Origin of the sequence: Prodigiosinella confusarubida (assembly GCF_002847015.1) — a bacterium.
In the GTDB taxonomy this organism is placed as follows: domain Bacteria; phylum Pseudomonadota; class Gammaproteobacteria; order Enterobacterales; family Enterobacteriaceae; genus Prodigiosinella; species Prodigiosinella aquatilis.
Genome location: NZ_CP025085.1, coordinates 2,026,230 through 2,052,290 on the forward strand (window position 1 = coordinate 2,026,230; position 26,061 = coordinate 2,052,290).

Here is a 26,061-nt window from a genome sequence, read left to right on the forward strand (position 1 = left end):
ACAATGGAGAGCGCAGCAGCGGGCGCTCTCCCGTTGATAGTTCTATTTCCGGTAATTCAGATTCCAAAGGTCTTGCCAATCCTGGCGGCTCTGCCAATCTATTTTCGCTGTTGAGGTTTTGTATACCATCAATTCATCGCGATATTTTTCGATGCCGGAGGCTTCATCTGCCGGCAGTTTTACCGTCTGGTTGGTAGACATCTTGCCGTCAACGCCTTGCGGTGCGATGCCCTTGGCGGTCATCAGGTAATGCATAAACAGTTTCGCGGCGTTCGGGCTGTGGCTACCGGTAGTAATGACGCCCAGACTGGGGTAATTCCAACCGATAAATGGTTTCATGCCGTGGCAGAGACCCAGTTTCATACCTTGTTTGTTTTCACGGAATTTCGCGGTAGAAACCAGACCGACGAAATCGTCTTTGCCATCTGGCGCACCAATGGCTTCTGCCGCATCGGTGTCGGAGTGGGTCAGCAGTGGACCGTTCGCCGCCAGTGCTTTCACAAATGCCGCCATCGCCGATTTCTCTTTCGTTTTTAGCGGCTTGTCAAACTCTTGTCGATACGCATCGCGTACCGTTTGATCGTAATTGGTGGCCATCTGACTGAACCAGTCGGTGTAGGCCGGCTTACCGGTTGGATCCTGCATCGCTACTTTGCCACGCCACTTTGGTTCGGTCAGTTGCCAGATGTTAGTGATCGGGCAACTGCTGTGATGCACCGTATTATAGGCAAAAACATTCGGTGCCAGTACCACCGTCAGCGGATCTTGATAGTGCGCTGGAATAACGGTTTTCATGTCACCTGGTACCCAACTTTTGACATAACCTTTGTCCAGAAGCTGCTCTATGCCAGCGGGAGCGTCTTCTATGATTGCGACATCAGATTTGACATTGTGCGCCAGCGCTTCGCGGCTGAGAATTTCGATAATTTGTGGTGCATTAGCCTTGATACCAACCGCCTTAACACCGTATTGCTGGCTAAATTCCTTCGCCTGTTGAACGATCTTGCCGGTTGAGGCGTAGACGGTGATTGGTGCTTCTTTTTTCGCCGCGGCGATCAATGATTGCAGATCGAAAGACTCCGCTGCATGAGCACTGGCGGTAGCAGTAGCGCACGTCGCGAGTATGACCAGGCTCGTTATCAATTTGTGGTTCATGACATTTCCTTTGGTTGCGAGTTTTTGTTGGTCTTGAATGGATAGTTTTTTTCGGTTTTCAATAGGTCGTTTTTGCTGGCCTGTTGTTAGCTTACAAAGTGTTCCTGACGTTGCCCCTGCTGGTTGAAAAAGTGTAGCGAGGCGGCAGGCAACTGACAGTGCACTTGCTGATTCGCCTGCCAACGTGGGCGCAGTTGTGTGGAGTGGAACAGGTGATCGCCGCCCCTTACCAGTTCAATCACCCAACTGCCGCCGGTTGGCATGATGTTGTCGATGATCATTGGCACGCTATCGGTCTGTGGCTGTTCGGATAGCATGATTTCTTCGGGACGAATGCCGCAGACATGCATTTCGTTCGGTAGGGAAAAACGCTGCTGAATGTGGCTCGCCAGCGTACTGGATGGCTGATTGAGCGAGATCATGTTCAGTTTGGGCGTGCCGATAAACTCGGCGACAAAGCGGTTCGCGGGTTTGGCGTAAATCTCGTCTGGCGTCCCGACCTGCTGTAAATGTCCGGCACTCATGACCGCGATGGTGGTGGCGAGAGTCATCGCTTCCCATTGATCGTGGCTGACAAAGACGATGGTCGTGGCAAAGGTTTCGTGTAAGCGTCGTAACTCGGCACGCATCTCCAGACGCAGGGTGGCATCGAGATTGGATAACGGTTCGTCGAGCAGCAGTACCCCGGGATTAACCGCCAACATGCGGGCCAGCGCGACACGCTGTTGCTGACCGCCTGAAAGCTGAGTCGGGTAGCGGCTGGCGTATTCGGCGATGCGCAGCTTTTCCATAACATCCTGGCAGCGGGCGATGCGTTTTGTGGTCGATACTTTCTGTAAGCGCAGTCCAAAATCAACGTTTTGTGCAACCGTCATATGCGGCCACAGGGCGTAACTCTGGAAGACCAGGCCGACGCGGCGCTGCTCCGGTGGAACAAACGTCCCCCGGGAAACAGAATCCATCACCTTATCGCCAATCGCAATTTCGCCGCCGCTGGCGGATTCAATGCCGGCAATCATGCGCAGAATGGTCGTTTTACCGCAGCCGGATGGACCAAGCAGACACATGAACTCGCCGTCTTTGACCGTCAGGCTGAGGTTGTCCACCGCCGGTTTCTGGCCACCGGGGTAGATTTTTATCAGGTTAGTTAAGGTAATTGCAGGCATATCAATTCTCCAGACCTTCAGCCAGACCGGTACCAGAAATCTTCTGGATCAATATTGTGCCGGTCCATGAAATCAGCGCGATCATCAACACCACAGCGTTGGCCGCTTGCTGGTAGTTGTAATCAATCAAACGCAGGGAATAAGTGGTGAGGACGTCAGTGGCGGGGATCGCCAGAATGATGAACAGGCTGACGCCCTTAATACCAGAAATAAACGGCAGCAGAATGCCGGTTGTCAGCGGCGCTGCCTGGATAGGGATCACAATCCGCCCGATACGGGTAAACCAACCGGCGCCGGCGACGCGAGCCGCTTCTTCCGGCTCTCTGCCCAGTTGTGTCATCGCCGCGATACCCGAGCGGCTGGCATATGGCATTTTCTCCGCGATGAGCGCAATGACCAGCAGCATGGGCGTACCGTACAGGGCGGGTATCGGCCCGTGAGCAACCGCAAACAGAGACAGGAAGGCCGCGGCAAACGCAATGCCGGGAACCAGATAGGGCAGGAAAGTAATCTGACGTAAAAATCCCCCGACCCAGCGGATGGAGCAGCGCATTACCGCATAGCCAACCAACAGGCCCAATACGCCGGCGGCAAGTGATGCGGAACCGACAATAATGACGGTATTCCATACCGCGTGCCAGAAATCAGGCGTGAGCAGAATTCCGTTATGCAGGGCGACCGTATCCAGGTTATGGCCAATCCAGAAATCAAAGGTGAAGTTATCGGCGGTAAAGCGTCCGGGTAATTTCATGATGGTGGAAAAAAACAGGGTGAGGAGCGGAATGGCAACACCCAACAGCACAAATGTGAGGGCTATGCCGAAAGCGGCGAAACCCCACCGGCCGAGATGGCGACGGCGATCCATTCCACTTTTGCCTCCCACCGTCACAAAACGTCTGGCTTCACGCAACATCCGCATATCCAGCAGCAAGGTGATCATGCCCATCAGCATAATGACCGCGGCGATCACTGCGGCAACACCATTCTGGCGCGATCCCAGTGCGCGGTACAAACCGGTGGACAGCGTCTCAAAATGTACCGGTAAACCGAGAATATAGGGAATGGCGAACTCGCCAATACAGTCGGCAAAGATCAGCAGCGCAGCTGACAACAGGGCCGGACGAACCAAGGGGGCAATAATACGCAACGCGATGACCTTGCGCGACGCGCCGAGGACTCGCGCGCAATCTTCTAACTGAACGTCCATTCGCTTTAGCGCGTTACCCACAATCAGGATAACCAGCGGCGAATAGTGGATCATCATAATCACTACAATCGGGAAATAGCCATAAGCCAGCCAGTTCGGCGTATGAATGCCGATCACTTCCAGCCAGCCAGGCTGACCGCCCACCGTGTGGTTTTTAAAGATCGTGGTCCAGGCCAGGGCAAAGGTCCAGGATGGCAACATGAATGGCACAATCAGCGCGGTGGCGAACCACTTCCGACCGGCCATATCGGTACGGTTGACCAGCCAGGCTAAGGTTACGCCGATGATCAGCGCACCTGATACGCCACTTATCGCCACCGAGAGGGTATTGATCAGCGGTGTCCAGAGTAGCAGGTCAGACATCCGCGACGCCAGGGTGCGCAGCAGATAGTAATAGGTAAAAGCGCCTTCGGTAGCATGTACGCGTACGCTATCACCGTTTTGTACCACGACAGCGTCGAACAAAATGGACAATACCGGCGCCAGAATAATCCAGGCGAACAGCAATATCAGCCCGACACCAATTAAATTAGCCGGCTCGTGGCGAGCGATTGCAAGCATGTGCCGTAACTTGCACCACCATGAAGGTTCTACATGGTTAACCGCTTCAGGTATCACTTGGCTTATCCCTTTTCTGGTTTCAGACAGAAAGGACTATATAGAGGCTTTATGACGATTCAGTGACTGTTTTGCACCTATGTGCATTATTTTTTGCATGCTGAAATAGACTCTATATCCCACGACGGCAACACCCGATCCTGAGCCAATCTCGGGTTGATCATGACAGGACGCAGTTAATAAAAAGTCACTTTTACTGAATAACTAAGCGTTATCTTATAGATCTGGATCATATTTTCCCGTTGGGAACGCGGCTATGTTGGTTATTCCGCCCAACCTGCTGTTATTTGTAGTGAGTGAGGGAAAATCATTGGATTGCGTCGTCAGGGGGGAAGCATGCTGGATCATTTGAGTATTCCGGTATCGGATCTGGGCCGTAGTCGGCGGTTTTATGGACAGGCGCTGCGGCCATTAGGGTATGAGCTGGTCAAGAATATGAAATTTGCCGTCAGCTTCGGTGTGCTGACGGGGTACGGTTGTTCATCTGATCCTGGTGGTGAATTCTGGATTTTCCACGGTGAGGTTCTCACTCGCCCACGAGTGCATTTCGCCTTCAGCGTTGCGTCCCAGGAACATGTAGATGCCTTTTTTGCCGCGGCGATAGCGGCGGGTGGCGTCGACAATGGCCAGCCCGGTCTGCGTACCCAGTATCATCCCAACTATTACGCCGCGTTTGTCCGTGATCCGGACGGGTACAACGTAGAAGCGGTATACCATCGGACCGACGATGGCCGACGGGTATGCCGTCCGTTTGATGATTTCCCGGCACAATGCCAGATTTAACGCTATAACATCTAGCACCACTGGCAATGATAAAAAATAATTATGATTGTTATTTTTTGATTTATAAGGATTTTGGTGTTATAGCCGGTGGTGTAGACAGCTATTGACCTTTATCTTTTCACTTTCAATAATACGTTGCTGACTCGGGGTGCCTTTGCATTAATTGCGGTGGCTGAGAATTTACCCGTATAACCTGATCTGGATAATGCCAGCGTAGGGAAGTCACGGTATCTCATCGGTTACCGCCTTCTTGATATGCTGGTTGGGAGATTTATGAACGCTCGACCTGTGCTGTTGCCTGCCGCTGTTGCCGCAGATTCCCTGACTCAATTCCGCCATCTGGCGCCGTTAGTCCACTGCCTGACCAATGATGTAGTACAAAGTTTTACAGCCAACGTCTTATTGGCGCTGGGCGCCTCGCCCGCGATGGTGGTCGATCCCGGCGAAGCGGCGCAATTCAGTGCGGTGGCCGATGCGTTGCTCATCAATGTAGGTACACTGGAGCGCGATCGCGCGGATGCTATGCTGGCCGCGGTGAACAGTGCCAATCAGGCTGGAACACCGTGGGTGTTCGATCCGGTGGCGGTTGGCAGGCTGACTTTTCGTACTGAATTTGCCCGTGAACTACTGCAACTCAAACCGGCCGCCATTCGGGGAAATGCTTCCGAAATCATGGCGTTATCCGGGCTAAACATTCAGGGGCGCGGTGTGGACAGCGCCAACGATTCGTTAACGGCATTGCCTGCCGCGCGTGAACTGGCGCGTCGCATTGCTACCGTTGTCGCGGTGACGGGCGAAGTGGATTACGTGACGGATGGTGATCGTGACTGGGCTATTCCCGGCGGGGATAAAATAATGACACGGGTTGTAGGAACCGGTTGTGCGCTATCTGCGGTGGTTGCGGCCTTTTGTGCGCTGGCCGGCGACCGTTTGCCGCATGTGGCGACGGCGTGTCATGTGATGGCACTGGCTGGAGGACGAGCATCAGTACAGGTACAAGGGCCGGGAAGTTTTATCCCGGCGTTTCTTGACCACTTATATCACCTGCGTGCGGAGGATCTGGTATGAGACGCATCAACGCACTGACCATCGCCGGTACGGATCCCAGCGGTGGTGCCGGTATTCAGGCCGATTTGAAAACGTTCTCCGCACTGGAAGCTTACGGCACCAGTGTGATCACCGCACTGGTGGCACAGAATACGTGCGGTGTGCAGTCGGTTTACCGGATTGAGCCTGATTTTGTCGCAGCTCAGCTGGATTCTGTATTGAGCGATGTACGTATTGATAGCGCCAAAATAGGTATGCTGGCTCAGACTGATATTGTCGAGGTGGTGGCCGAGCGTTTGCGGCGCTATGTCGTGCCGTATGTGGTGCTGGATACGGTAATGCTGGCGAAAAGCGGTGATCCATTACTGGCGGCTGACGCGGTCGACGCCATTCGGCAGATGTTATTACCACAGGTTTCACTGATCACTCCCAATTTACCGGAAGCGGCGGCCTTGCTGGCGTGTTCTCCCGCAGCCAATGAGCAGGAGATGCGTCAGCAAGGGGAAGCACTGTTAGCGCTGGGGTGTCAGGCGGTGCTGATGAAGGGGGGGCACCTGAGTGATGAGGAGAGTCCGGACTGGTTATTCTCGGTACAAAGCGAGCCGGTACGTTTCACCGCGCCCCGTATCCATACCCGTCATACTCACGGTACTGGCTGTACCTTGTCGGCAGCATTGGCGGCGCTACGTCCGCGTTATAACGACTGGCCTGCCACCGTCATGGCAGCCAAAGCCTATCTGCAAGGAGCGCTGGAGCAGGCGGATTCACTGGAGGTCGGGAAGGGAATTGGTCCGGTACACCATTTCCACCGCTGGTGGTAGCCTATGGTATGTAAGGCATAATAAAATCAGATAGATAATAAAAAAAGATCTAGACGGTGTTGATGGCCCCCCAATATTTTTGTGATCTGTGTCAAATTATCGTTACACTGATGTGCCAACAATTTAAGCTGCGGTAGGCAGACAATAATCGTCCATATTATTTGGCGCAGTTTGGGTAAGGAGTAGATGAATGGTGGGTTCAACACGCGTGGTGATGATTGCACGAGGATTGCAGGTGATACTCAGCGTGGGATTGTTGCTATTGGCTGTTATTCTGGTGGTGTTCCTCGGTAAGGAAACTCTCCATTTGGCGACAGCGTTAATGATCAGCAATGAGAAAGACTCTTCCTACATGCTGATTGACAGTTTGGTGGTCTATTTCCTGTATTTTGAATTTATTGCGTTGATCGTGAAGTATTTTCAGTCGGGATACCATTTCCCGCTACGTTATTTTCTTTATATCGGTATCACCGCTATTGTGCGCTTGATTATTGTCGATCATGACAATCCCTCCTATACCCTGGTTTATGCCGCGTCGATTCTGATATTGGTGGTAGCCCTTTATCTGGCTAACAGCCAACGTTTGAAGCGTGAGTAGTTGAAGAATGCGCTTTCGATTTCTATCGATGAAAATCCGGTAGGTCGGTGTGGTCGAATGCGGTTGTCATGGTCAGCGCTGAAACGTAGATGTGGCGATAAGTCGAAAAAGAAAAGCCAGCTCAAGGGAGATTGAGCTGGCCAAGGAGGTGGTTCCTAGTAGTATTTACTACGCTTATTTTTCGTTCTGTATTTTCTCAGCGCCGCAATAATAACCAGTCGTCAGGCCAATTGATGTGATCTGATTCTAATAAATGTTAAAAGTCATGCTGTTTACACTTAATGTTTGTTATTTCGCATGCGGGTTGCGGGTGGTTGTTCCCGGCAGATTGCGCAGCAACAGAGCATATTCCAGCGAGATATCTTCCGGTACAGGCAGATAAACGATATGACCATTACCGGGTGCGACATCAATAGCCTGACCTTTGGCATTCTGCATCGCTTCCACGGTAAATTGTATATTGCCGCCCGGCGTCATCATTTCCACACTGTCACCGCAGGTAAACTTATTTTTCACCGCCACTTCAGCCAGCCCGTTACGGCGTTCATTCGTGAATTCACCAACGAACTGCTGTTGGTCCGAGACCGAGTAACCATAATCGTAGTTCTGATAATCCTCATGGACATGGCGACGAAGGAAACCTTCGGTGTAACCGCGGTGCGCCAGCCCTTCCAAGGTTTGCAGAAGGGTGGGATCAAAGGGTTTTCCGGCAACAGCGTCATCAATGGCGCGGCGGTAGACTTGTGCGGTGCGAGCGCAGTAGTAGAAGGATTTGGTTCGCCCTTCGATTTTCAGGGAGTGAACCTGCATCTGGGTTAAGCGCTCCACATGCTGAATCGCACGTAAATCGCGGGAATTCATGATGTAAGTACCATGTTCGTCTTCAAAAGCACTCATGTATTCACCAGGGCGTTGGCTCTCTTCCAACATGAAGACTTTATCGGTTGGCGCACCAATGCCCAACGTCGGCTCCACATTGGTTACAGCGATCGGTTGGTGGATATGCACGATATTACCGGCATCGTCCTCTTTGCCTTCCTGTACTTTGTATTCCCAACGGCAGGCATTGGTACAGGTTCCCTGATTCGGATCGCGTTTGTTGATATAACCGGAAAGCAGGCAACGTCCGGAATAAGCCATGCAAAGCGCGCCATGGACGAAAATTTCCAGCTCCATGTCTGGAACCTGGGTACGTATTTCAGCAATTTCTTCCAGCGATAGTTCACGAGACAAAATCACGCGGCTAAGTCCCATCTGCTGCCAGAATTTCACCGTCGCCCAGTTTACCGCATTGGCCTGTACGGAAAGATGAATCGGCATGTGTGGGAAGTTTTCCCGTACCATCATGATAAGTCCCGGATCAGACATGATCAGCGCATCCGGGTTCATTTCAATTACTGGCTGCAAATCCCGCAGAAAGGTTTTGATCTTGGCGTTGTGAGGGGCGATGTTCACCACTACATAGAATTTTTTACCCAGCAGGTGGGCTTCATTGATCGCCTCGGCCAACGTCTGATGATTGAATTCGTTATTACGAACACGCAGGCTGTAACGGGGTTGACCGGCATAAATAGCATCTGCGCCGTAAGCAAAGGCGTAACGCATGTTTTTCAGCGTACCGGCCGGAGAAAGTAATTCCGGTTTAAACATGATGTCTCTCAAGTCTGATCACAAGTCAGGCTGCCCCCGGACGGGAGCAGTAAAGGCGGCGATTCTAACGCTTATGCGGTAAAAAATCAGCAGATGGCACACAGAAAGTCTGCTGACAAGCGGATAAATCCACGCCATGCAGGGGGGATCGTGGAAACGGCAGCTTAACGACCCACTCCGGCACGGTTGTGGGGGCGTTCAAGATCAATGTGTGGCCCCTGTGGCACTATCCCGGTGGGATTAAGCCACAGAATGCTGTAATACCCAATTTTGATATGCTCAAGATTGACGGTGTCGCTGACACCCGGCCACTGATACAGTTCGCGCAGATAGTTTGACAAATGCGGGTAGTCTTCAAGCCGGCGAATGTTACATTTGAACGCGCCATGGTAGGCGGTATCAAACCGTACCAACGTCACGAATAATCGCCAATCAGCTTCGGTCAGTGTATCGCCAGTAATATAGTGATGCGTCGCCAACTGGGTTTCCACCTTATCCAGCGTGTCAAACAGCGCCACCACGGCTTGATCGTAGTGGTGCTGTGTTTTGGCAAAGCCGGTTTTATAGACGCCGTTATTGATGTTGTCGTAAATCAGCGCATTCCAGGTATCAATGTCTTCTCGCAACGCCGGAGGATAAAAATCCAGTGTGTTGCCGGTCAATCCATCAAAGGCGCTGTTCAGGATACGAATAATGTCGGCTGATTCATTATTGACGATGCGTCCTTCCTGACGATCCCATAATACAGGCACGGAAACCTTGCCGGTGTAATGCGCATCACTGGCGGTATACAGTTGATGCAGATAATGGATGGGGGCTATCCGCTCTCCGACATCTTGTGGCGTATTGAATTCCCAGCCTTGCTCACCAATACGGGGTTCGGCGATGGAGAGGCTAATCACTGATTCCAGCGCTTTCAGCTTACGAAAAATCAGGGTGCGGGATGCCCACGGGCAAAGATAGGAAACAAACAATTGATAGCGTCCTGCTTGTGGGGTGATGTCAGTTTCCCGAAATGTCGTTGTCTGGCGATGGAACGCGCCATTTTTGATCTCTTCTGCCGCGATCTCACCATTAACCCACTGACCATTGACTAAACCTGACATGATTTTCCCCATTTCGATTGTTATTGCCGATGTGGCAATGCTAACCGCTGTGGAGAAAGATAAAATCGTAAATTTTTAAATGAATTGGGCAATTTATTTGACAGCATAAAGGGAAACTGGCGCATGTCGCTGATATTACGTTTCCTGGCCGATGGCGGCTTCCCAGCGATAACCGATGCCGTATACCGTGCGAATGAAAGAGGTTTCCTGATCGAGTTGTTCCAGCTTACGCCGTAGATTTTTGATGTGGCTGTCAATGGTCCGGTCAGTTACCACCCGGTAGTCATCATAAAGGTTATCCAGCAACTGTTCGCGGGAGAACACTTTACCCGGTTCGGCAGAGAGCGTCTCCAGCAGACGGAACTCCGCCGGGGTGAGATCCAGATGGCGTCCGAGATAACTGGCCTGATGGCGGCGCTTATCAATCAGTAAGTGAGGCTTCTCTCCTTCTGGAAGCGGTTCGTTTTGCCAGCGGCAACGGCGCAGCAGTGTTTTGACCCGCACGACCACTTCTCGTGGGCTGAACGGTTTGCAGATGTAGTCATCTGCGCCGATCTCCAGTCCCAGCAGGCGGTCTATCTCCTCCGTTCGGGCGGTGACCATAATAATCGGGATATTGGAAAATTGCCGAATGTCGCGGCAAATGCTCAAACCGTCACAGCCGGGCAGCATCAGATCAAGCAGTATCAGCGAGGCAGGATGCTGTTTTACCCAGGGTTGTACGTCATTACCATTGATGAGCCAGTGTGTTTGGTAACCCGCGGCCTGAAGGTAATCGACCAGCAATTGTCCCAGCTTGGGCTCGTCTTCAACGATCAAGACAGGCAGCGTTTCGGTACTTGAAAACTCGGTGGTTGTCATAGTGTTTCTACATGGCTGCGTGTAAAGGAAGCTTAATAGTCATTAGCAGGCCTCCCAGTGGCGAATGTTCAGCATACAGGTGTCCGCCATGGGCCTCAACGATATTGGAGCAGATAGCCAGACCAAGGCCTGAACCACCACTGGCACGGTTACGGGAACTGTCGGCTCGGTAAAATCGTTCAAAAATGAGTGATAGCTGTTCATCGGTGACGCCGGGGCTGCTGTCTTGCCAACGAATCAGCAACTGTTCCCGGGTGATTTCCGCGTCCACGTGGAGTTGGCCGTCATTATCGGTGTAGCGCAGACTATTTTCCAATAAGTTATTAAATAGCTGACTCAGCCGATGTGGGTCACCAAATATCCAGGCTTCAGCTGGGAAATGTGTCACCAGCGTTATCTGTTTATGCTGTAGCCGATCGGCAAAGGACGCGACTGATACCTGAAGTAATTTCACCATATCGATCGGTTTTTTACGGTAGGACAACGTCCCCAGATCGGAGAGTGACAATTGGTGTACATCATCCACCAGTTTGGTCAGTACTGCGACTTCCGCCTGCAATGAACGGAATGAATCAGCGCTGGGTTGACGGATGCCATCTTGCAACGCTTCCAGTTCACCTTGCAGGATGGCTAGCGGCGTTCGCAATTCATGGGACACATCGGCCATAAAGTCCCGGCGTGACTGCTCGTTTTTTTCCAGCGCGACGGCGAGATGGTTGAAGTCCTGCGCCAGCATGCCAAGTTCATCACGACTGGTGACCATGACACGGGCGCTGAAATTACCCGCAGCCAACCGATGAATACCATTGACCAGGCGTTTCACTGGGGCTAGTAAACCCCGAGACATCAACCAGGTGACGATGATTGCCAATAAGGTGGACAAGCCGACGATAAGCCAGCTGGTACGCTGTTGTTGATGATCAAAACTGATATCGGCGTTACGTGTCAGCCTCTCCAGCGGTGCTGCCACAATCCAGCCAATAGTTTGATTTTTAATGGTGAGTGGTTGCCATTGGCTGTCTTCAGGCGGTGTCATCGGTGAACCAATCAGTTTGTTTTTCTGCTGGTCAAACACCCATAATCGGGTATGCCAGCTTTGCAGGCTTTCCTCTCCGTTTTGCACCATGGGCCGTCTCATTCTGAACATTCCCCGGTCTCTGTTACGCAAGAAATCCCAATTGCCATATTGCTGATATTGGTCTTCCAGCGTTTCCCGCAGCTGTAATACTCGTTGTTCGTTTTCATTTTTAATGTAGTCGATAAACCCGTGCTCGAAGCTGAGGCGTATACCCAAGTGCATAGTGATCACCACCAGCATGCAGGTGGCGAAAATGGCCAGAAAGAGTTTTACGGTGATACCGAATTTCATGATGACCTCACTAACGGCGCGGCAGTGTAGCCTGCTTGATGTTGTCGCCCGGCGCCTGGCTGAAAATCAACGTCGGAAGAACCATGACGGCCATCATGCTCAGATAGGTATAAAGAAAAACAATATGGTTTTCCGGCGCTCCCGGTACCAGATGCTGATGGGCAAAGACGCCCAGCAACAGGCCAGCTATGCTGACGCCTATACTGGTGGATAGTTGCATTGACATTGAAAGCAAACTATTACCGCTGCTGGCGAGTTCATCCGGCAAGTCTTTCAGTGTCAGGGTATTCATGGTGGAGAAACGAATACCGTTGGTCATCCCCACGATAAACAGCACCAGAGGCATTAGCCAACGCCAGTTCATCAAGGCGACCAGGGCGAACAGAAAAGTGGCCAGTGCCAGTGACAGTGTAGATGAGATCAGTATGGTGCGATAACCAAAACGATTGACGATGTTCACCACCAGCCGTTTTATGCCCATATTACCGAGCACCATCGGAATCATCATCAATCCTGCATGGAACGGAGAGTATCCCAGCCCCAGTTGTAAAAACACTGGCGTCATGAAAGGCAACATACCACTACCGATACGGGCTACCCAACCGCCCAGTAGACCGATGGTAAAGCTGTTGGTCTGAAATAGTTGCAGTGTGAACAAGGCATGCTTATTGTTCCGCGCGTGCAGCCAATAACCAAATAGAGACAGACTGCCGGTGATCACCAGACCGATTAGTAGTAAGGATGACATATCCAGGCTTTTCTGTCCGTCCAGTGCCAGCGTCAGTGTGGCCATCCCAATGACAAGACAGAGAAAACCGTGTATGTCGAAACGTCGGGTCTGCATAGTGTAATTGGGCATCAGCATCAGCGTGGCAATAGCGCCGATAATGCCTATCGGTAGATTGATCAGAAAAATCCAGTGCCAACTGGCGTATTCCACCAGTATGCCGCCTAATGTCGGCCCCATCAGCGGACCGATTTGCCCCGGCAATGTCACGAACGTCATGGCTGCCATGTATTGATCGCGCGGCACTATTTTCATGACGGTTAGGCGTCCGATGGGAACCATCATGGCGCCGCCAATCCCTTGAACCATTCGTGACAGCAGCAACTCATTGAGGGTTTCCGAACGGGCGCATAACAACGAACCGCAGGTAAAAAGGATGATGGCTGAAAAGAAAATATTGCGTACGCCAATACGATCGGCCAGCCAACCACTGGCCGGTAAGACAATTGCGACAGTCAGTACATAGGCCACAATCACCGAGTGCATATGCAATGGGCTTTCATTCAGGCTGACGGCCATAGAAGGCAGCGCGGTGTTAACGATGGTGGTATCCAGCGTTTGCATAAAAAAACCGAAAGCCACAATCCATAGTTGCCAGCGGACGGACGCGGGCTGATTCATCATCTTTCGGGGTACTCCTTGAGATTATCCAGTTACAACATGTTTTCGATCACGAGGATACTGTGCTGATTACCGGTGCTTTCCGTCGACGCAGATGCAATCGGTCAAAAAACAGGTACACCACCGGTGTGGTATAAAGCGTTAGCAATTGGCTCATTACCAGACCGCCTGCGATAGTTATCCCCAGCGGCTGGCGTAATTCCGAACCATCGCCACTGCTGAGTACCAGCGGCAGCGCACCAAACAGGGCCGCCATTGTGGTCATCATGATGGGGCGAAAACGGAGCATACAAGCCTGAAAGATGGCATCTTTGGCGCTGAGATTACCCGATCGTTGCGCCACCAGGGCGAAGTCCACCATCATGATGGCATTTTTCTTCACAATACCAATCAGCAGCATGATGCCTATCAAGGCAATCAGGCTGAAGGGCTTGTTGAATGCTTCCAGGGCCAGCAGTGCCCCAACCCCGGCTGAAGGTAGGGTTGAGAGGATGGTCAGTGGATGTACATAATTTTCGTACAAAATCCCCAGCACAATATACACCGTGACAATTGCTGCGATGATCAACACAACCTGTGAATGTTGGGATTGCTGGAAGGCCAGCGCTGTGCCGGCAAACTGCCCGCGTATGCTGGAAGGGACGCCTAGCGATACCATCGTATGTTCAATGGCGGTAGTGGCTTCGGATAGCGTAGCGCCTTCCGGCAAGTTAAAGGCGATGGTTGCTGCGGCAGACAGTCCCTGATGATTGACCGCCAGCGGTGTATTGGCCGGTTGCCAGTGCGCGAAGTAGGACAATGGGATAGGTTTGCCTGCATCGTTGATGATGAACATTTTTTTCAGTGTGCTGACATCCTGTGTATAGGCAGGATCAACGGTCAGTACCACCTTGTACTGATTCATCGGCTGATAAATGGTTGATATCTGACGCTGGCCAAACGCATTGTTCAGTAGCGCGTTAGCACTGGAAACACTGATGCCCAGACGCGCCATGGTGTCCCGGTCATAAACCAGCGCCATTTCTGCGCCTTTATCCTGCTGATCAGAACTGACGTCCGCGAGTTGTGGCAGTTTACTGAATGCGGCGCGAATTTTAGGTTCCCAGGTTCGCAATGCGTTTAAGTTGTCGGAGAGCAGTGAATACTGATAGCTGGCATTGGCCTCACGGCCACCGATACGCACATCCTGTACAGCGGACAGGAACAGGCTCGCACCCGGTTCTTTGGCGAGTTTTACCCGCAATCTGGCAATGACCTGCTGGGCACTGGCATTACGCTGGGACAAGGGTTTCAGGCTGATAAACATATAACCACCGTTGGTTCGCGTTCCACCGGTAAAGCCGGTAACGTTATCCACGGCCGGATCAGACCTGATAATGGCCATGAAATCCTGTAATTTGGTTTTCATGGCCTGAAACGAAATGCTTTGATCGGCCTGCACGAATCCCATTATCCGGCCAGTATCCTGCTCGGGGAAAAAGGTTTTCGGAATACTGATATACAGCCAGACGCTGAGACTAATGGTCGCCAACAATATCAGCATGATCCAGCGAGTATGGCGCAGTACCCACATCAGCGATCGGCCATAGCCTTGTTGCAGCGCCAGTAGTAATCGGCTGAATCCTTGTTTGCGTGGCTGACTGTGGCGACGATGAGAATGCAACCAGTGTGCACACATCATTGGTGTCAGCGTCACAGAAACCAGTAACGAAATGAGGATAGCCACGGAAAGCGTGACGGCAAACTCCCGGAATAGCCGACCTGGCAATCCATCCATCAGTAAGAGGGGAATGAACACGGCAATCAGGGAGCAACTCATGGACACCACGGTGAAACCGACTTCACGTACCCCTTGCAGCGAGGCCTCCAGGGGCTTCATTCCCGCTTCAATATGGCGGGAAATATTTTCCAGCACCACAATCGCGTCATCCACCACAAACCCGGTGGCGATGGTCAACGCCATCAGCGAAAGGTTATTCAGACTGAAACCACACAGATACATGGCCGCAAACGTTCCTATCAACGATACCGGCACGGCGATCGCCGGGATCAGCGTCGCGCGACCAGAGCGCAGGAACAGGTAGACCACCAGAATCACCAGTAAAACCGCAATCACCAATGAACGCTCGACTTCCGACAGAGACGCACGGATGGTCGGGGAACGATCCTGCGCAATCTTGAGAGAAATTGCCGCCGGCAGGCTGGCCTGAAATTCCGGCAATGCTGCGCGGATGCTGTCGACGGTGGCAATGATATTGGCGGCAGGCGACCGGCGGATGATCACCAGAATAGCGGGTTTCCCGTTGGTCATCCCGGCATTCAGGGTGTTTTGGACCGAGTCCTTAACCGTGGCGACATCGCTGAGTCGAACGGGGGAACCGTTGTGATAATGAATAATCAATGGCCGGTATGCTGCCGCTGTTTTCAGCTCATCATTGGTTTTGATCTGCCAGTTCTGTACGGTATTATCAACATTCCCCAACGGTCGGCGTACATTCGCCTGACTAATGGCCAGCCTGACGTCATCCAGCGAGATGCCCTGGTTAAACAGCGCCAGTGGATTGAGCGCGACCCGCACGGCAGGCAGTGAGCTACCGCCGATAGTCACATCGCCAACCCCGTCCAACTGAGAAATACGCTGCGCCAACTGTGTCGAGGCAAAGTCATAGAGCTGACCCAGACCATAGGTTTCCGATGTTAACGTCAGGATCATGATTGGCGCGTCCGAGGGGTTAACCTTACGATACGTCGGACGGCTGGGAAGACTGCTGGGGAGCAGGCTCTGCGCCGCATTAATAGCGGCTTGCACATCGCGCGCCGCGCCATTGATATCGCGGTTCAGATTAAATTGCAAAATAATGCGCGTGTTACCCAGAGAGCTCATGGATGTCATTTCATTGAGACCAGAAATGGCGCCCAGTGCGTGTTCCAGTGGCGTCGCTACCGAAGAAGCCATGGTTTCTGGCGATGCTCCCGGCAGGGATGCAGAGACTGAAATCACCGGAAAATCAACCTGCGGCAAGGGAGAAACCGGCAGCAGCCGGAAGCCCATGATGCCGCAGAGTGTAATAGCCAATGCCAGCAGGGTTGTCGCTACGGGACGGTGGATGAACAGCGCAAAAAACTTCACTGTGCTTCCTCCTCCTGAAGCTGAGGCCGGCGGAAGCGGTGAGCCAAACGGTCAAACAGCAGATAGATTACCGGGGTGGTAAATAGTGTTAGCACTTGACTCATAAGCAGCCCACCCACCATGCAAATGCCGAGTGGATGCCGCAGCTCGGCACCGACACCGGTGCTCATCATTAATGGTAGCGCACTCAGTAGTGCCGCCATTGTCGTCATCAGAATAGGACGGAAACGTAGCAGACAGGCCTGATAAATGGCCTGATAAGGCGACATCCCTTGTTCACGTTCGGCCGCCAGTGCGAAGTCGATCATCATGATCGCGTTTTTCTTCACAATCCCAATGAGCAGAATAATACCGATGATGGCGATGATATCCAGATCGCTGCCAGACATCATCAGTGCCAACAGCGCACCGACACCGGCTGTTGGCAAGGTGGACAGAATGGTCACCGGGTGGATGAAACTTTCATACAACACACCAAGCACAATATACATCGCCACCACTGCCGCGACGATCAGCCACACAGTGCTGGTCAAGGCAGATTGAAATGCCAGTGTGCTGCCCTGAAAACGGGTGGTGATGGTGCTGGGCAAATGCATCTGCTGTTGTGTCTGCGTGATGGCTTTCACCGCATCACCCAAGGCATAGCCATTAGCTAAATTGAAGGAAATGGTAGTGGACGGAAATTGGTCGATGTGATTAATCGCCAACGGTCCCTGACGTTCTTCAATGCTGGCAAATGTATCCAGAGGAATGCTGTCGCCGTCAGTGCTGATAAACCGGATATCGTGCAAGGCATTCAGTCCGGTATTGGCGGTCTTGTTCTCCAAAACGACCCGGTACTGATTGGATTGCGTGTAGATAGTGGAAATCAGGCGTTGGCCGAATGCATCATACAAGGCGTTATCAATCTGTGACATGGTGATACCCAGACGGCTGGCACTGTCACGATTGACATTGACATAGGCGACAGCAGCATGGTCTTGCCAGTCGCTGCTCACATCTTTCAATTGCGGCAGCTTCTGTAGCTCACCCATTAAGGCCGGAACCCAGGTACTCAGTTCTTCCTGAGACATGGCTTGCAACGTGAACTGATATTGTGTCCGACTGATCTGGGTATCGATAGTCAGATCTTGCACTGGCTGTAGGTACAACTGTACGCCGGGAAGCTGTGCTGTTTGCTGTTGTAGTCGGGCGATAATGGCCGGAATACGGTCATGACGTTCACTGAGTGGTTTCAGGTTGATTTGCAGCCGTCCGCTGTTCAGCGTCGGGTTAGTACCGTCAACACCAACAAAGGAAGAAATGCTCTGTACAGCCGGATCCTTCATGATGATGGCGGTCACTTGTTGTTGCTTCTGAGCCATGTTGCTGAAGGAAATGGACTGAGCGGCTTGCACGGTGCCTTGAATAATGCCGTTGTCCTGTATCGGGAAGAAACCTTTGGGAATGATTAGATAGAGCCCGATGGTTAACCCCAGCGTACTCAGTGCCACACTTAGCATCAGCCAGGGATGATTGAGCACTTTGGTCAATGCGCGGCCATAAGCCGCGATAATACGGTTAAAAAAGCGCTCGCTGGCCTGAGTAAGCCAGTTCTGATGGTGCAATGACTGAGGGGTGAGCATTCGCGCGCACATCATGGGCGTCAATGTCAGCGAAACAATAGCGGAGATGAGGATCGATACGGCCAGCGTAACGGCAAACTCGCGGAACAGCCGCCCGATGATATCACCCATAAATAACAATGGAATGAGGACGGCAATCAGTGAGAAGGTGAGTGAAATAATGGTAAAACCAATCTCACCAGCACCTTTCAGGGCGGCATTAAGCGGGGTTTCTCCTTTTTCGATATAGCGTGAGATGTTTTCAATCACCACAATCGCATCGTCTACCACGAAACCAGTGGCAATGGTGAGCGCCATCAGTGTCAGATTATTGATGGAAAAACCCAGGAAATACATGACGGCAAACGTGCCAACCAATGACAAGGGAACCGCAATACTGGGGATCAGCGTAGCGACAGCGTTGCGCAAGAACAGATAAATCACCATCACTACCAACGCGATAGCCAGCAATAGCTCAAACTGCACATCGTCGACAGAAGCCCGAATATTGGTGGTGCGATCAGTCAATAGCGTGATATTCACTGACTTGGGCAGGCTGGCTTTCAACGCCGGCAATAAATTGCGGATGTGATCCGCTGCGGCGATGACGTTGGCGCCGGGCTGACGTTGAACATTGAGAATAATGGCCTGCTGCTGGTTTGCCCACGCCGCAAGATGGGTGTTTTCAGCGGCCCGTTCCACGGTGGCGACATCCTGTAAACGAACTGGCGCCCCATTTTTAAAGGACACGATCAGTTGTCGATAGTCCTCAATCGAGTGCATTTGATCGTTGGCGGAAAGTGTTACCGCCCGGGCGGGACCATCAAAACTCCCCTTGGGAGAATTAACGTTGGCTGCCGTGATGGCGGTACGTATTGACTCGCCGGTCAGCCCATAGGCTGTCAATGCGCCGGGATTCAGTTTTATCCGCACGGAGGGGCGCTGACCGCCTGCCAGCGAAACCAGACCGACGCCTTCAACCTGAGAGATTTTCTGGGCGAGACGGGTCTCAACCATATCCTGCACCTGCGTCATCGGCATGGCGCTGGATGTGACGGCTAATGTCATGATCGGCGGATCGGCCGGATTCACCTTGCTGTAGATGGGTGGATAGGGCAGATCAGACGGCAGTAGATTGCTGGCGGCGTTGATGGCAGCCTGGACATCTTGCTCGGCGACATCCAGCGAGAGTGCCAACTGGAACTGGAGTGTGATGACTGAGGCGCCGCCGGAGCTTTGGCTGGACATCTGTTTCAGCCCGGACATGGTGCCGAACTGGTGTTCCAGTGGCGCAGTGACCGATGAGGTCATTACGTCCGGGCTGGCGCCTGGATAGAGTGTGACAACCTGTATGGTGGGATAGTCCACTTCCGGCAAGGCGGATACCGGCAAGGCCCGGTAGCCAATAACTCCTGCCAGTAAAATAGAAATCATCAATAGCGTGGTAGCAACTGGCCGCAGAATAAATAACCGTGATGGGCCACCACCCTTTATTGGTGTGGTGTCTTGCATCAAGATTTCTCCGCGCTTTTAGCCGGATGTTTGTCGTCAGAAGCAGCGGTGGTGTTTTGTTTGACGTCAGAAGACGACAGCACTTCAACATGTGCGCCTTCTGTCAGGCGGTCGATACCATCGGTAACCACCCGAACACCCGCATTCAGGCCGGTTTTCACTACAGTTTGCTGACCATACTGTATGCCTGTGGTGATCAGATGTTTGCTGGCTTGGTTTTTATCATTCAACACCCATACAAAACTGCCTTCATTGCCCATCTGGATGGCTGCCGATGGCGCAATAACCACGTTTTGCAAGGTATCCACTTTCATCCGGATGTTGACAAACTGGTTGGGAAACAGCGCGTCATCGTTGTTCGCAAAACGCGCTTTCAACTTAATCGTGCCGGTAGTGCTATCAATCTGGTTATCCATGCTGAGCAAATACCCTTGCGATAGTTTCTGCTGATTAGTGCGATTCCAGGCTTCTACCAGTACCGGTCCGGACTTCTGTGCGGTCTGTATGGTGGGGATATCCCCTTCCGGCAGAGTAAATACCACATCAATTGGTTGCGTTTGCGTTAATACGACAATGCCATTGGTATCACTGCTGGTGACATAGTTTCCGACATCGATCTGTTTTAAACCAACCCGACCGCTGATAGGCGCGGTAGTACGGCTATAGTCCAACTGTAACTGGGAACTTGCGACCGATCCCAGATCGGATTTGACTGTTGCCTCATACTGCCTGACCTCCGCTTCCTGCGTATCGAGCTGTTGACGGGAGATAAGATTGGTTTTCACCAACTGCTGATAACGTGCCAAATCCCGCCGTGCATTGGCTGCAATAGACTGATCTTTGGCTAACTGCCCCTGCGCTTGAATCAGCTCTACCTGAAAAGGCCTGGGATCAACTTCAGCCAGCAGATCGCCGGCTTTTACTTGTTGCCCTTCCTTAAAATTCAGTGCTATTAGCTGCCCGCTAACCCGGCTGCGCACGGTCACGGTATTGGCGGCAGTAACTGTGCCCAATCCAGAAAGATAGTAGGGTACGGAATCTTTCTGGGAGAGCGCGACCTGAACCGGGGGTAGCGGCATTTGTCGGCGCCGTCCGCCACCACTCTTACCGCTGGATGATGAAGGCGTTGCGTTTATTCCATTTGTCGCGGCGGTCGGCGGCGCTGTTGTAGTTTGTGGTTGATGGAAATAACGCCAGATAAAAAAAGCAGCAGTAACGACAACAAGCAGAGTCAATAAGCGAAAGGCACGTTTGGCGTTCATATAAGAGTTGAGATCCCCATAAAACACGAACTGGCGTAACTACATAGAAGCATGCGCATAGGGTACTAGTTTAAACAGTTATCAGAGGATAAAAATGAAGGAAATATGGAAGATATGTCAGAGATTGTAGAGAAAGAAAATCTCTGATTATTCACATACAATCAGAGATTCTCCACAAAGGTCCCACTGAGATTAACGACGAGTCATAAAACCAGGCCGGCAATGGAAGCAGAAAGCAAACTGACCAGTGTCGAACCATAAACCAGCTTCAAACCAAAACGGGAAACGACATTTCCCTGCTCTTCATTCAGGCCTTTAATCGCCCCCGCCACAATACCAATAGAAGAAAAATTGGCAAAAGACACCAGAAAAACAGAGAGAATGCCCACGCTGCGTGGGGATAACTGGCTGGAAACCTTTTGCAGTTCCATCATGGCGACAAATTCATTGGAAACCAGTTTGGTTGCCATGATGCCGCCAACCTGTAACGCTTCTGCTTTGGGAATACCCATTATCCAGGCAAACGGATAGAAGAAATACCCCAGAATCTCTTGAAAACTCAGTCCAAAAATCGCGCTGAACAGGGCGTTTATTGCGGTAATCAAGGCAATAAAACCAATCAGCATCGCTGCAACAATGATCGCCACTTTGAAACCGGCCAGAATGTATTCCCCCAGCATTTCGAAGAAACTCTGCCCTTCATGCAGATTGCCGAGATGAAGCTCTGGTTCTTCACCGACGCGATAGGGATTGATCAATGACAGTACGATGAAGGTACTGAACATGTTCAACACCAGTGCGGTGACCACATACTTGGCATCGAGCATGGACATATAGGCACCAACAATCGACATGGAAACCGTCGACATCGCGGTGGCTGCCATGGTGTACATGCGTTTTTCCGACATCTTGCCCAGAATATCCTTATAGGCAATGAAGTTCTCTGACTGCCCCAGAATCAGGGAACTGACGGCGTTAAACGACTCCAGTTTTCCCATGCCATTAATCTTGGAAAGCACGGTACCAATCAGACGAATAATCAATGGTAATAGCTTGATATATTGAAGAATACCAATTAAGGCGGAGATAAAGACGATTGGGCAGAGCACTTTCAGAAAGAAGAAGGCCAGACCTTTATCACTCATATTGCCAAAGACAAAATTGGTGCCTTGGGCTGCATAACTGAGCAGTTTATCAAACAGCTCTGCAAAGCCTTTTACAAATCCCAACCCTACATTGGAGTAGAGGAAAAAATAGGCTAACAATATTTCAATTATCAGTAATTGAATAATAAATCTGATGCGAATGCTTTTGCGGTCGCGGCAAACCAGCAGTGATAAGCCAGCAATAACAATTAATGCTAAAACGAATTGCGCAATGTGAGACATTTTTGCTCCAAGTATGATGCAGACCGATTTCGGTTATCATTTTATGTAACGCATGCGCTAAAAATAAGATTAAACGCGCAGAATGCGAATTATATATTCGAAAAGAACCTAAACTGAAGCCCGGGTCTCATAGCATTTACGTCTTTGTAGATCACTCTCACGGAGAGTACGGTTCGATTGATATGCAAGAGGCAAATGACGCATGCTATGGATTCTTCCGTGTAGTGCGAGAAGTGGTGTGGTTTTTTAATAAAAGGAGATGATTTATGCCGGCGTCAGAATCATTACGTGAGCTTGGACAGTCAGGAATTCGGGTTCCGTTATTAACATTTGGTGGCAATGTTTTTGGGTGGACTATCGATCAATCCGTGTCGTTCAGCATACTTGATGCTTTGTTGGATCAAAAACTTAATTTTATTGACACTGCTGACGTTTATTCGATCTGGGCTCCGGGTAATAAAGGGGGAGAGTCAGAAACCATTATAGGTAACTGGCTCAAAAAGACCGGTAAACGAGATCAGGTGATTATTGCTACCAAAGTGGGCAAAGATATGGGCGAAGGTAAAAAGGGGTTATCAGCGCACTATATTCGCCAGGCGGTTGAGGATTCATTACATCGATTGCAGACAGATTATATCGATCTCTATCAGTCTCATGACGATGACAACGAAACGCCTCTTGAGGAAACACTGTCCACCTTTGATGCTCTGATTAAGGAAGGAAAGGTACGAGCTATCGGGGCTTCAAACTATGAAGCAAACAGATTACAGCAGGCACTTCGTGTCAGTAAGGAAAATCATCTGGCGCGTTATGAAACCCTGCAACCGGAATATAATCTTTACGATCGCCAACATTATGAAACCACGCTGGAGCCACTGGTAAAAGAGCATGGACTGGGTGTTATTGGCTATTATTCGTTGGCTAGTGGATTTTTGTCTGGCAAGTATCGTTCACCGGAAGATGTGGTAAAAAGTAAGCGTGGGCAGAGCGTTGTCGAGCATTATCTCAATGACCGGGGCATGGGGATTCTGTCCAAACTGGATGCTATCGCTGATGCTCATCAAACTACACCAACTCAGGTTGCGTTGGCCTGGTTGATTGCCCGACCAGGGATAACTGCTCCCATTGTCAGTGCGACATCGGTGCAGCAAGTACAAGAATTGGCCGATGCCACCAGACTAAAACTGATAGCAGAAGACATTGATGCTTTGAATAAAGCTAGCGCTTATTGTTGATTATCGACTCTGATGTGAAATTCTGCTTTTTGCCTTCTGACCTGAACGGTATTTCAAGTCATGGGAAGGTCGTCACTGTGTTGGATCTCAACCATAAAAAAACAGCCCCGGAACGAACCGGGACTGTTTTCTGTGACTCAATACGTCATACGCAAAGGTTTATCAATGTGCATGCGCTGAGTTGTGTTGTGCAACTTAAGCCTGAGGCTGAGTTACAACGTCTTTAATACCTTTAACTACGATTTCTACGCGACGATCCGGCGCCAGGCAGCTAATCAACGCGGCACGTCCTTTCACGTTATTACAGGTAGAACCGGTAACCGGGTCGGATTCACCAAGACCGCGGGCAGAAATCTTGTTAGACGGGATCCCTTTGGAAACCAGATAGTCAACAACACTCTGTGCACGTTTGGTAGACAAGGCCTGATTATACTTTTCAGAACCCAGACGGTCAGTGAAGCCCAGAACAGCAACAGAACCATCTTTAGGATCCATTGAACTCAGTTGAGAGTACAACTGATCAAGAGAACGCTGGCCTTCCGGTTTCAGCACTGCTTTGTCGAAGGTGAACAGAACATCGGATTTCAGTGTGAAATGTTTGGTGTTAACAACAGGTGCCGGAGCTGGCTCAACAGCGGGAGCTGGAGTCGGAGCTGCGGCAGTGTCCTGACCAAAGCGATAAGAAACACCGACACTTAACATACTGTTATCAGGACGTCCGCCAACAGTGGACGCGTCACCGATGTTGTTAATCCATTGATAATCCAAACGGGTTGCCCAGTTTTTGGTTATTGCGTACTCAACACCGATAGCTGCCAATGGGGAAACACCGGTATCATGACCGCTGTTGCCAGTTGCGTCATCGCTGCTATCAGCACGCCATACAAAACCCCCAAGACGAGTGTAGACGTCCAGATCACTCATTATTGGATAGCTCAACTTCGCTGCCAACTGAATACCTTGAGCTTTGAAATTGCCACGGTTTGCACCGACATATTTCATACGACCCAACCAGTCGTAACCCATTTCAAAACCTAAATAAGGGTTAGCCTGATAACCTGCAAAAATACCCGTGCCCAGTTGATCTTTCTGCGCATCGTTAGTCGTTTGATAACCGTTGCCATTCATACCAGCATCGTGATACTGGGACCAGCCCAGTTTACCACCTACATACCATGTATTATCGTTAGGTGCGGCTTGTGCTACTGTAGCAAAGCCGGCCAGTGCCACTGCAATAGCGATAGCTGTTTTTTTCATTTTACGCCTCATTATCATCCAAATCGGTTACTAGCGCTAAAGGCTAATAACCTTTGGTTAGAATCCCTCGTTGGAGCCATTGCCCTTATGTTTTCTATTCACAACCAATTAAGTGGTTTTTTATCCCATTAAGTGGCGTTATCAGAAAAGCAACTCCAGCGAAGTAAAGTCTACAACGTGATGTGAAAGTTACAAGTATGATGTGATGCAGCTCATAAAAATACCAGCTGTCTATACATACTTATTAACAAATAATAGCTGATTGTAGCTGTTTATATGGCGAAGTCATTATATTTAAAATCGACCAATCAGTTCTTAACATCAAGCATAGCGTGGGGATTCGCGTTGAGTAGTGTTTTTCCTGCTGAGAAAATTCTGAATTTGCTTAATGATATAATCTTGAGTGAATCTTTAGCGTAGAAAAGAGTCTATCAATAGTTTTATTCTCTGGACGCATGATAAATCCATAGGTGTTTCCACTCTGGGCAGCACGTTGCAATCGTATCTTTTCCTCATTACTTAATTCTTCTGACAACCAGCATAGTACGGCGCTGTAATTCCCAGTAAGCAGTGCTTTTTCCATGGCATCAACGGTGTTCACTGGGCTGAGGTGATGCAACTGGATTGTTTTATTCAGAGGTAACCCAGCTTGTTGTAACCAGTGACGACTGATTTTTTTCTGCGGAGAAAGCCATAGTAACCAGCGGGATTGCATTCCCAATTGCCGTAAGAGAGGAATCAGAAGATGTTCAAGCACTGGTTGATCCGGAGCGTAGACAATTTCACTGATAATACCGCCATTTGATGCGCTGGACGGTGCTTCATGTCCTGGCAATGAGGAATGACAGAAGTTGCGAGAATTAACGGATTGAGTGCGCATAATG

At 50.8% G+C, this 26,061-nt stretch carries 19 protein-coding genes and 1 riboswitch; of the genes, 5 read left to right on the top strand and 14 right to left on the bottom strand.

Features of this window, described 5'->3' with window-relative positions; translation table 11 throughout:
• Positions 1-42: 42 nt before the first annotated feature.
• From CWC46_RS09405 to CWC46_RS09415, 3 genes are all read right to left on the bottom strand, one after another.
• A complete protein-coding gene (locus CWC46_RS09405) occupies positions 43-1,155 on the bottom strand; it encodes an ABC transporter substrate-binding protein (RefSeq protein WP_021016844.1) in 1,113 nt (370 codons plus the stop codon).
• 86 nt (positions 1,156-1,241) lie between these two features.
• On the bottom strand, positions 1,242-2,321 hold the full coding sequence (locus CWC46_RS09410; RefSeq protein WP_021016843.1) for an ABC transporter ATP-binding protein: 1,080 nt from the start codon (positions 2,319-2,321) through the stop codon (positions 1,242-1,244).
• A 1-nt stretch (position 2,322) separates the two neighbouring features.
• Positions 2,323-4,089, bottom strand: coding sequence for an ABC transporter permease (locus CWC46_RS09415; protein WP_084297652.1), 1,767 nt, complete (start codon positions 4,087-4,089; stop codon positions 2,323-2,325).
• Positions 4,090-4,482: 393 nt separating this feature from the next.
• On the opposite strand from CWC46_RS09415, the gene CWC46_RS09420 reads away from it, so the two are divergent.
• The 4 genes from CWC46_RS09420 (at position 4,483) to psiE (ending at position 7,395) form a co-directional block, all read left to right on the top strand.
• Positions 4,483-4,929: a VOC family protein gene (locus CWC46_RS09420; RefSeq protein ID WP_021016841.1), complete on the top strand. Its 447-nt coding sequence runs from the start codon at positions 4,483-4,485 to the stop codon at positions 4,927-4,929.
• Positions 4,930-5,063: 134 nt separating this feature from the next.
• Positions 5,064-5,166: riboswitch (TPP riboswitch) on the top strand.
• A gap of 36 nt (positions 5,167-5,202) precedes the next feature.
• A complete protein-coding gene (gene thiM, locus CWC46_RS09425; RefSeq protein ID WP_021016840.1) occupies positions 5,203-5,997 on the top strand; it encodes a hydroxyethylthiazole kinase in 795 nt (264 codons plus the stop codon).
• A complete protein-coding gene (gene thiD, locus CWC46_RS09430) occupies positions 5,994-6,797 on the top strand; it encodes a bifunctional hydroxymethylpyrimidine kinase/phosphomethylpyrimidine kinase (protein WP_021016839.1) in 804 nt (267 codons plus the stop codon). The genes thiM and thiD overlap by 4 nt, the downstream gene beginning before the upstream one ends.
• 190 nt (positions 6,798-6,987) lie before the next feature.
• Positions 6,988-7,395 carry a phosphate-starvation-inducible protein PsiE gene (psiE, locus tag CWC46_RS09435; RefSeq protein ID WP_021016838.1) on the top strand — a complete coding sequence of 136 codons (408 nt, stop codon included), beginning with the start codon at positions 6,988-6,990 and terminating at the stop codon, positions 7,393-7,395.
• Positions 7,396-7,683: 288 nt separating this feature from the next.
• Here the strand turns inward: psiE and trhP are convergent, their stop codons facing one another.
• The 9 genes from trhP to CWC46_RS09480 all read right to left on the bottom strand — a co-directional run bounded on the left by trhP (position 7,684) and on the right by CWC46_RS09480 (position 22,685).
• Positions 7,684-9,045, bottom strand: a complete 1,362-nt coding sequence (gene trhP / locus CWC46_RS09440) for a prephenate-dependent tRNA uridine(34) hydroxylase TrhP (protein WP_021016837.1) — start codon at positions 9,043-9,045, stop codon at positions 7,684-7,686.
• 164 nt (positions 9,046-9,209) lie between these two features.
• A complete protein-coding gene (locus tag CWC46_RS09445) occupies positions 9,210-10,151 on the bottom strand; it encodes a glutathione S-transferase family protein (RefSeq protein WP_021016836.1) in 942 nt (313 codons plus the stop codon).
• A gap of 135 nt (positions 10,152-10,286) precedes the next feature.
• The gene (gene baeR, locus CWC46_RS09450; RefSeq protein WP_021016835.1) at positions 10,287-11,012 is read right to left on the bottom strand and encodes an envelope stress response regulator BaeR; all 726 of its coding nucleotides are present in this window, start codon (positions 11,010-11,012) and stop codon (positions 10,287-10,289) included.
• Between the two features lie 7 nt (positions 11,013-11,019).
• Entirely contained in the window at positions 11,020-12,381 is a 1,362-nt protein-coding gene (gene baeS, locus CWC46_RS09455; protein ID WP_021016834.1) for an envelope stress sensor histidine kinase BaeS, read from the bottom strand.
• A 10-nt stretch (positions 12,382-12,391) separates the two neighbouring features.
• The gene (gene mdtD / locus CWC46_RS09460) at positions 12,392-13,792 is read right to left on the bottom strand and encodes an MFS transporter (RefSeq protein WP_021016833.1); all 1,401 of its coding nucleotides are present in this window, start codon (positions 13,790-13,792) and stop codon (positions 12,392-12,394) included.
• A 46-nt stretch (positions 13,793-13,838) separates the two neighbouring features.
• Positions 13,839-16,919 carry a multidrug efflux RND transporter permease subunit MdtC gene (gene mdtC / locus CWC46_RS09465; protein WP_021016832.1) on the bottom strand — a complete coding sequence of 1,027 codons (3,081 nt, stop codon included), beginning with the start codon at positions 16,917-16,919 and terminating at the stop codon, positions 13,839-13,841.
• Entirely contained in the window at positions 16,916-20,035 is a 3,120-nt protein-coding gene (locus CWC46_RS09470) for an MdtB/MuxB family multidrug efflux RND transporter permease subunit (protein WP_021016831.1), read from the bottom strand. The genes mdtC and CWC46_RS09470 overlap by 4 nt, the downstream gene beginning before the upstream one ends.
• The gene (locus tag CWC46_RS09475) at positions 20,035-21,297 is read right to left on the bottom strand and encodes an MdtA/MuxA family multidrug efflux RND transporter periplasmic adaptor subunit (RefSeq protein WP_037381935.1); all 1,263 of its coding nucleotides are present in this window, start codon (positions 21,295-21,297) and stop codon (positions 20,035-20,037) included. Before CWC46_RS09475 ends, CWC46_RS09470 begins: the two co-directional genes overlap by 1 nt.
• Before the next feature lie 203 nt (positions 21,298-21,500).
• Positions 21,501-22,685 (bottom strand): NupC/NupG family nucleoside CNT transporter, encoded by a 1,185-nt coding sequence (locus CWC46_RS09480; RefSeq protein WP_021016829.1) that lies wholly within the window; start codon positions 22,683-22,685, stop codon positions 21,501-21,503.
• A 266-nt stretch (positions 22,686-22,951) separates the two neighbouring features.
• Between CWC46_RS09480 and CWC46_RS09485 the strand changes: the two genes are divergently transcribed.
• Positions 22,952-23,920, top strand: a complete 969-nt coding sequence (locus tag CWC46_RS09485; protein WP_021016828.1) for an aldo/keto reductase — start codon at positions 22,952-22,954, stop codon at positions 23,918-23,920.
• Between the two features lie 195 nt (positions 23,921-24,115).
• Here CWC46_RS09485 and ompA read toward each other — a convergent pair whose 3' ends face one another.
• Entirely contained in the window at positions 24,116-25,177 is a 1,062-nt protein-coding gene (gene ompA, locus CWC46_RS09490; RefSeq protein ID WP_021016827.1) for a porin OmpA, read from the bottom strand.
• A gap of 385 nt (positions 25,178-25,562) precedes the next feature.
• Complete coding sequence (sulA, locus tag CWC46_RS09495; RefSeq protein WP_021016826.1) at positions 25,563-26,057, bottom strand: SOS-induced cell division inhibitor SulA; 495 nt, start codon at positions 26,055-26,057, stop codon at positions 25,563-25,565.
• Positions 26,058-26,061 lie beyond the last annotated feature (4 nt).

Excerpts from the sequence above, each read along its gene's own strand:
- CWC46_RS09405 (WP_021016844.1), bottom strand. The coding sequence starts at position 1,155 with ATGAACCACAAATTGATAACGAGCCTGGTCATACTCGCGACGTGCGCT.
- CWC46_RS09410 (WP_021016843.1), bottom strand. The coding sequence starts at position 2,321 with ATGCCTGCAATTACCTTAACTAACCTGATAAAAATCTACCCCGGTGGC.
- CWC46_RS09415 (WP_084297652.1), bottom strand. The coding sequence starts at position 4,089 with ATGCTTGCAATCGCTCGCCACGAGCCGGCTAATTTAATTGGTGTCGGG.
- CWC46_RS09420 (WP_021016841.1), top strand. The coding sequence starts at position 4,483 with ATGCTGGATCATTTGAGTATTCCGGTATCGGATCTGGGCCGTAGTCGG.
- thiM (WP_021016840.1), top strand. The coding sequence starts at position 5,203 with ATGAACGCTCGACCTGTGCTGTTGCCTGCCGCTGTTGCCGCAGATTCC.
- thiD (WP_021016839.1), top strand. The coding sequence starts at position 5,994 with ATGAGACGCATCAACGCACTGACCATCGCCGGTACGGATCCCAGCGGT.
- psiE (WP_021016838.1), top strand. The coding sequence starts at position 6,988 with ATGGTGGGTTCAACACGCGTGGTGATGATTGCACGAGGATTGCAGGTG.
- trhP (WP_021016837.1), bottom strand. The coding sequence starts at position 9,045 with ATGTTTAAACCGGAATTACTTTCTCCGGCCGGTACGCTGAAAAACATG.
- CWC46_RS09445 (WP_021016836.1), bottom strand. The coding sequence starts at position 10,151 with ATGTCAGGTTTAGTCAATGGTCAGTGGGTTAATGGTGAGATCGCGGCA.
- baeR (WP_021016835.1), bottom strand. The coding sequence starts at position 11,012 with ATGACAACCACCGAGTTTTCAAGTACCGAAACGCTGCCTGTCTTGATC.
- baeS (WP_021016834.1), bottom strand. The coding sequence starts at position 12,381 with ATGAAATTCGGTATCACCGTAAAACTCTTTCTGGCCATTTTCGCCACC.
- mdtD (WP_021016833.1), bottom strand. The coding sequence starts at position 13,792 with ATGATGAATCAGCCCGCGTCCGTCCGCTGGCAACTATGGATTGTGGCT.
- CWC46_RS09470 (WP_021016831.1), bottom strand. The coding sequence starts at position 20,035 with ATGCAAGACACCACACCAATAAAGGGTGGTGGCCCATCACGGTTATTT.
- CWC46_RS09475 (WP_037381935.1), bottom strand. The coding sequence starts at position 21,297 with ATGAACGCCAAACGTGCCTTTCGCTTATTGACTCTGCTTGTTGTCGTT.
- CWC46_RS09480 (WP_021016829.1), bottom strand. The coding sequence starts at position 22,685 with ATGTCTCACATTGCGCAATTCGTTTTAGCATTAATTGTTATTGCTGGC.
- CWC46_RS09485 (WP_021016828.1), top strand. The coding sequence starts at position 22,952 with ATGCCGGCGTCAGAATCATTACGTGAGCTTGGACAGTCAGGAATTCGG.
- ompA (WP_021016827.1), bottom strand. The coding sequence starts at position 25,177 with ATGAAAAAAACAGCTATCGCTATTGCAGTGGCACTGGCCGGCTTTGCT.
- sulA (WP_021016826.1), bottom strand. The coding sequence starts at position 26,057 with ATGCGCACTCAATCCGTTAATTCTCGCAACTTCTGTCATTCCTCATTG.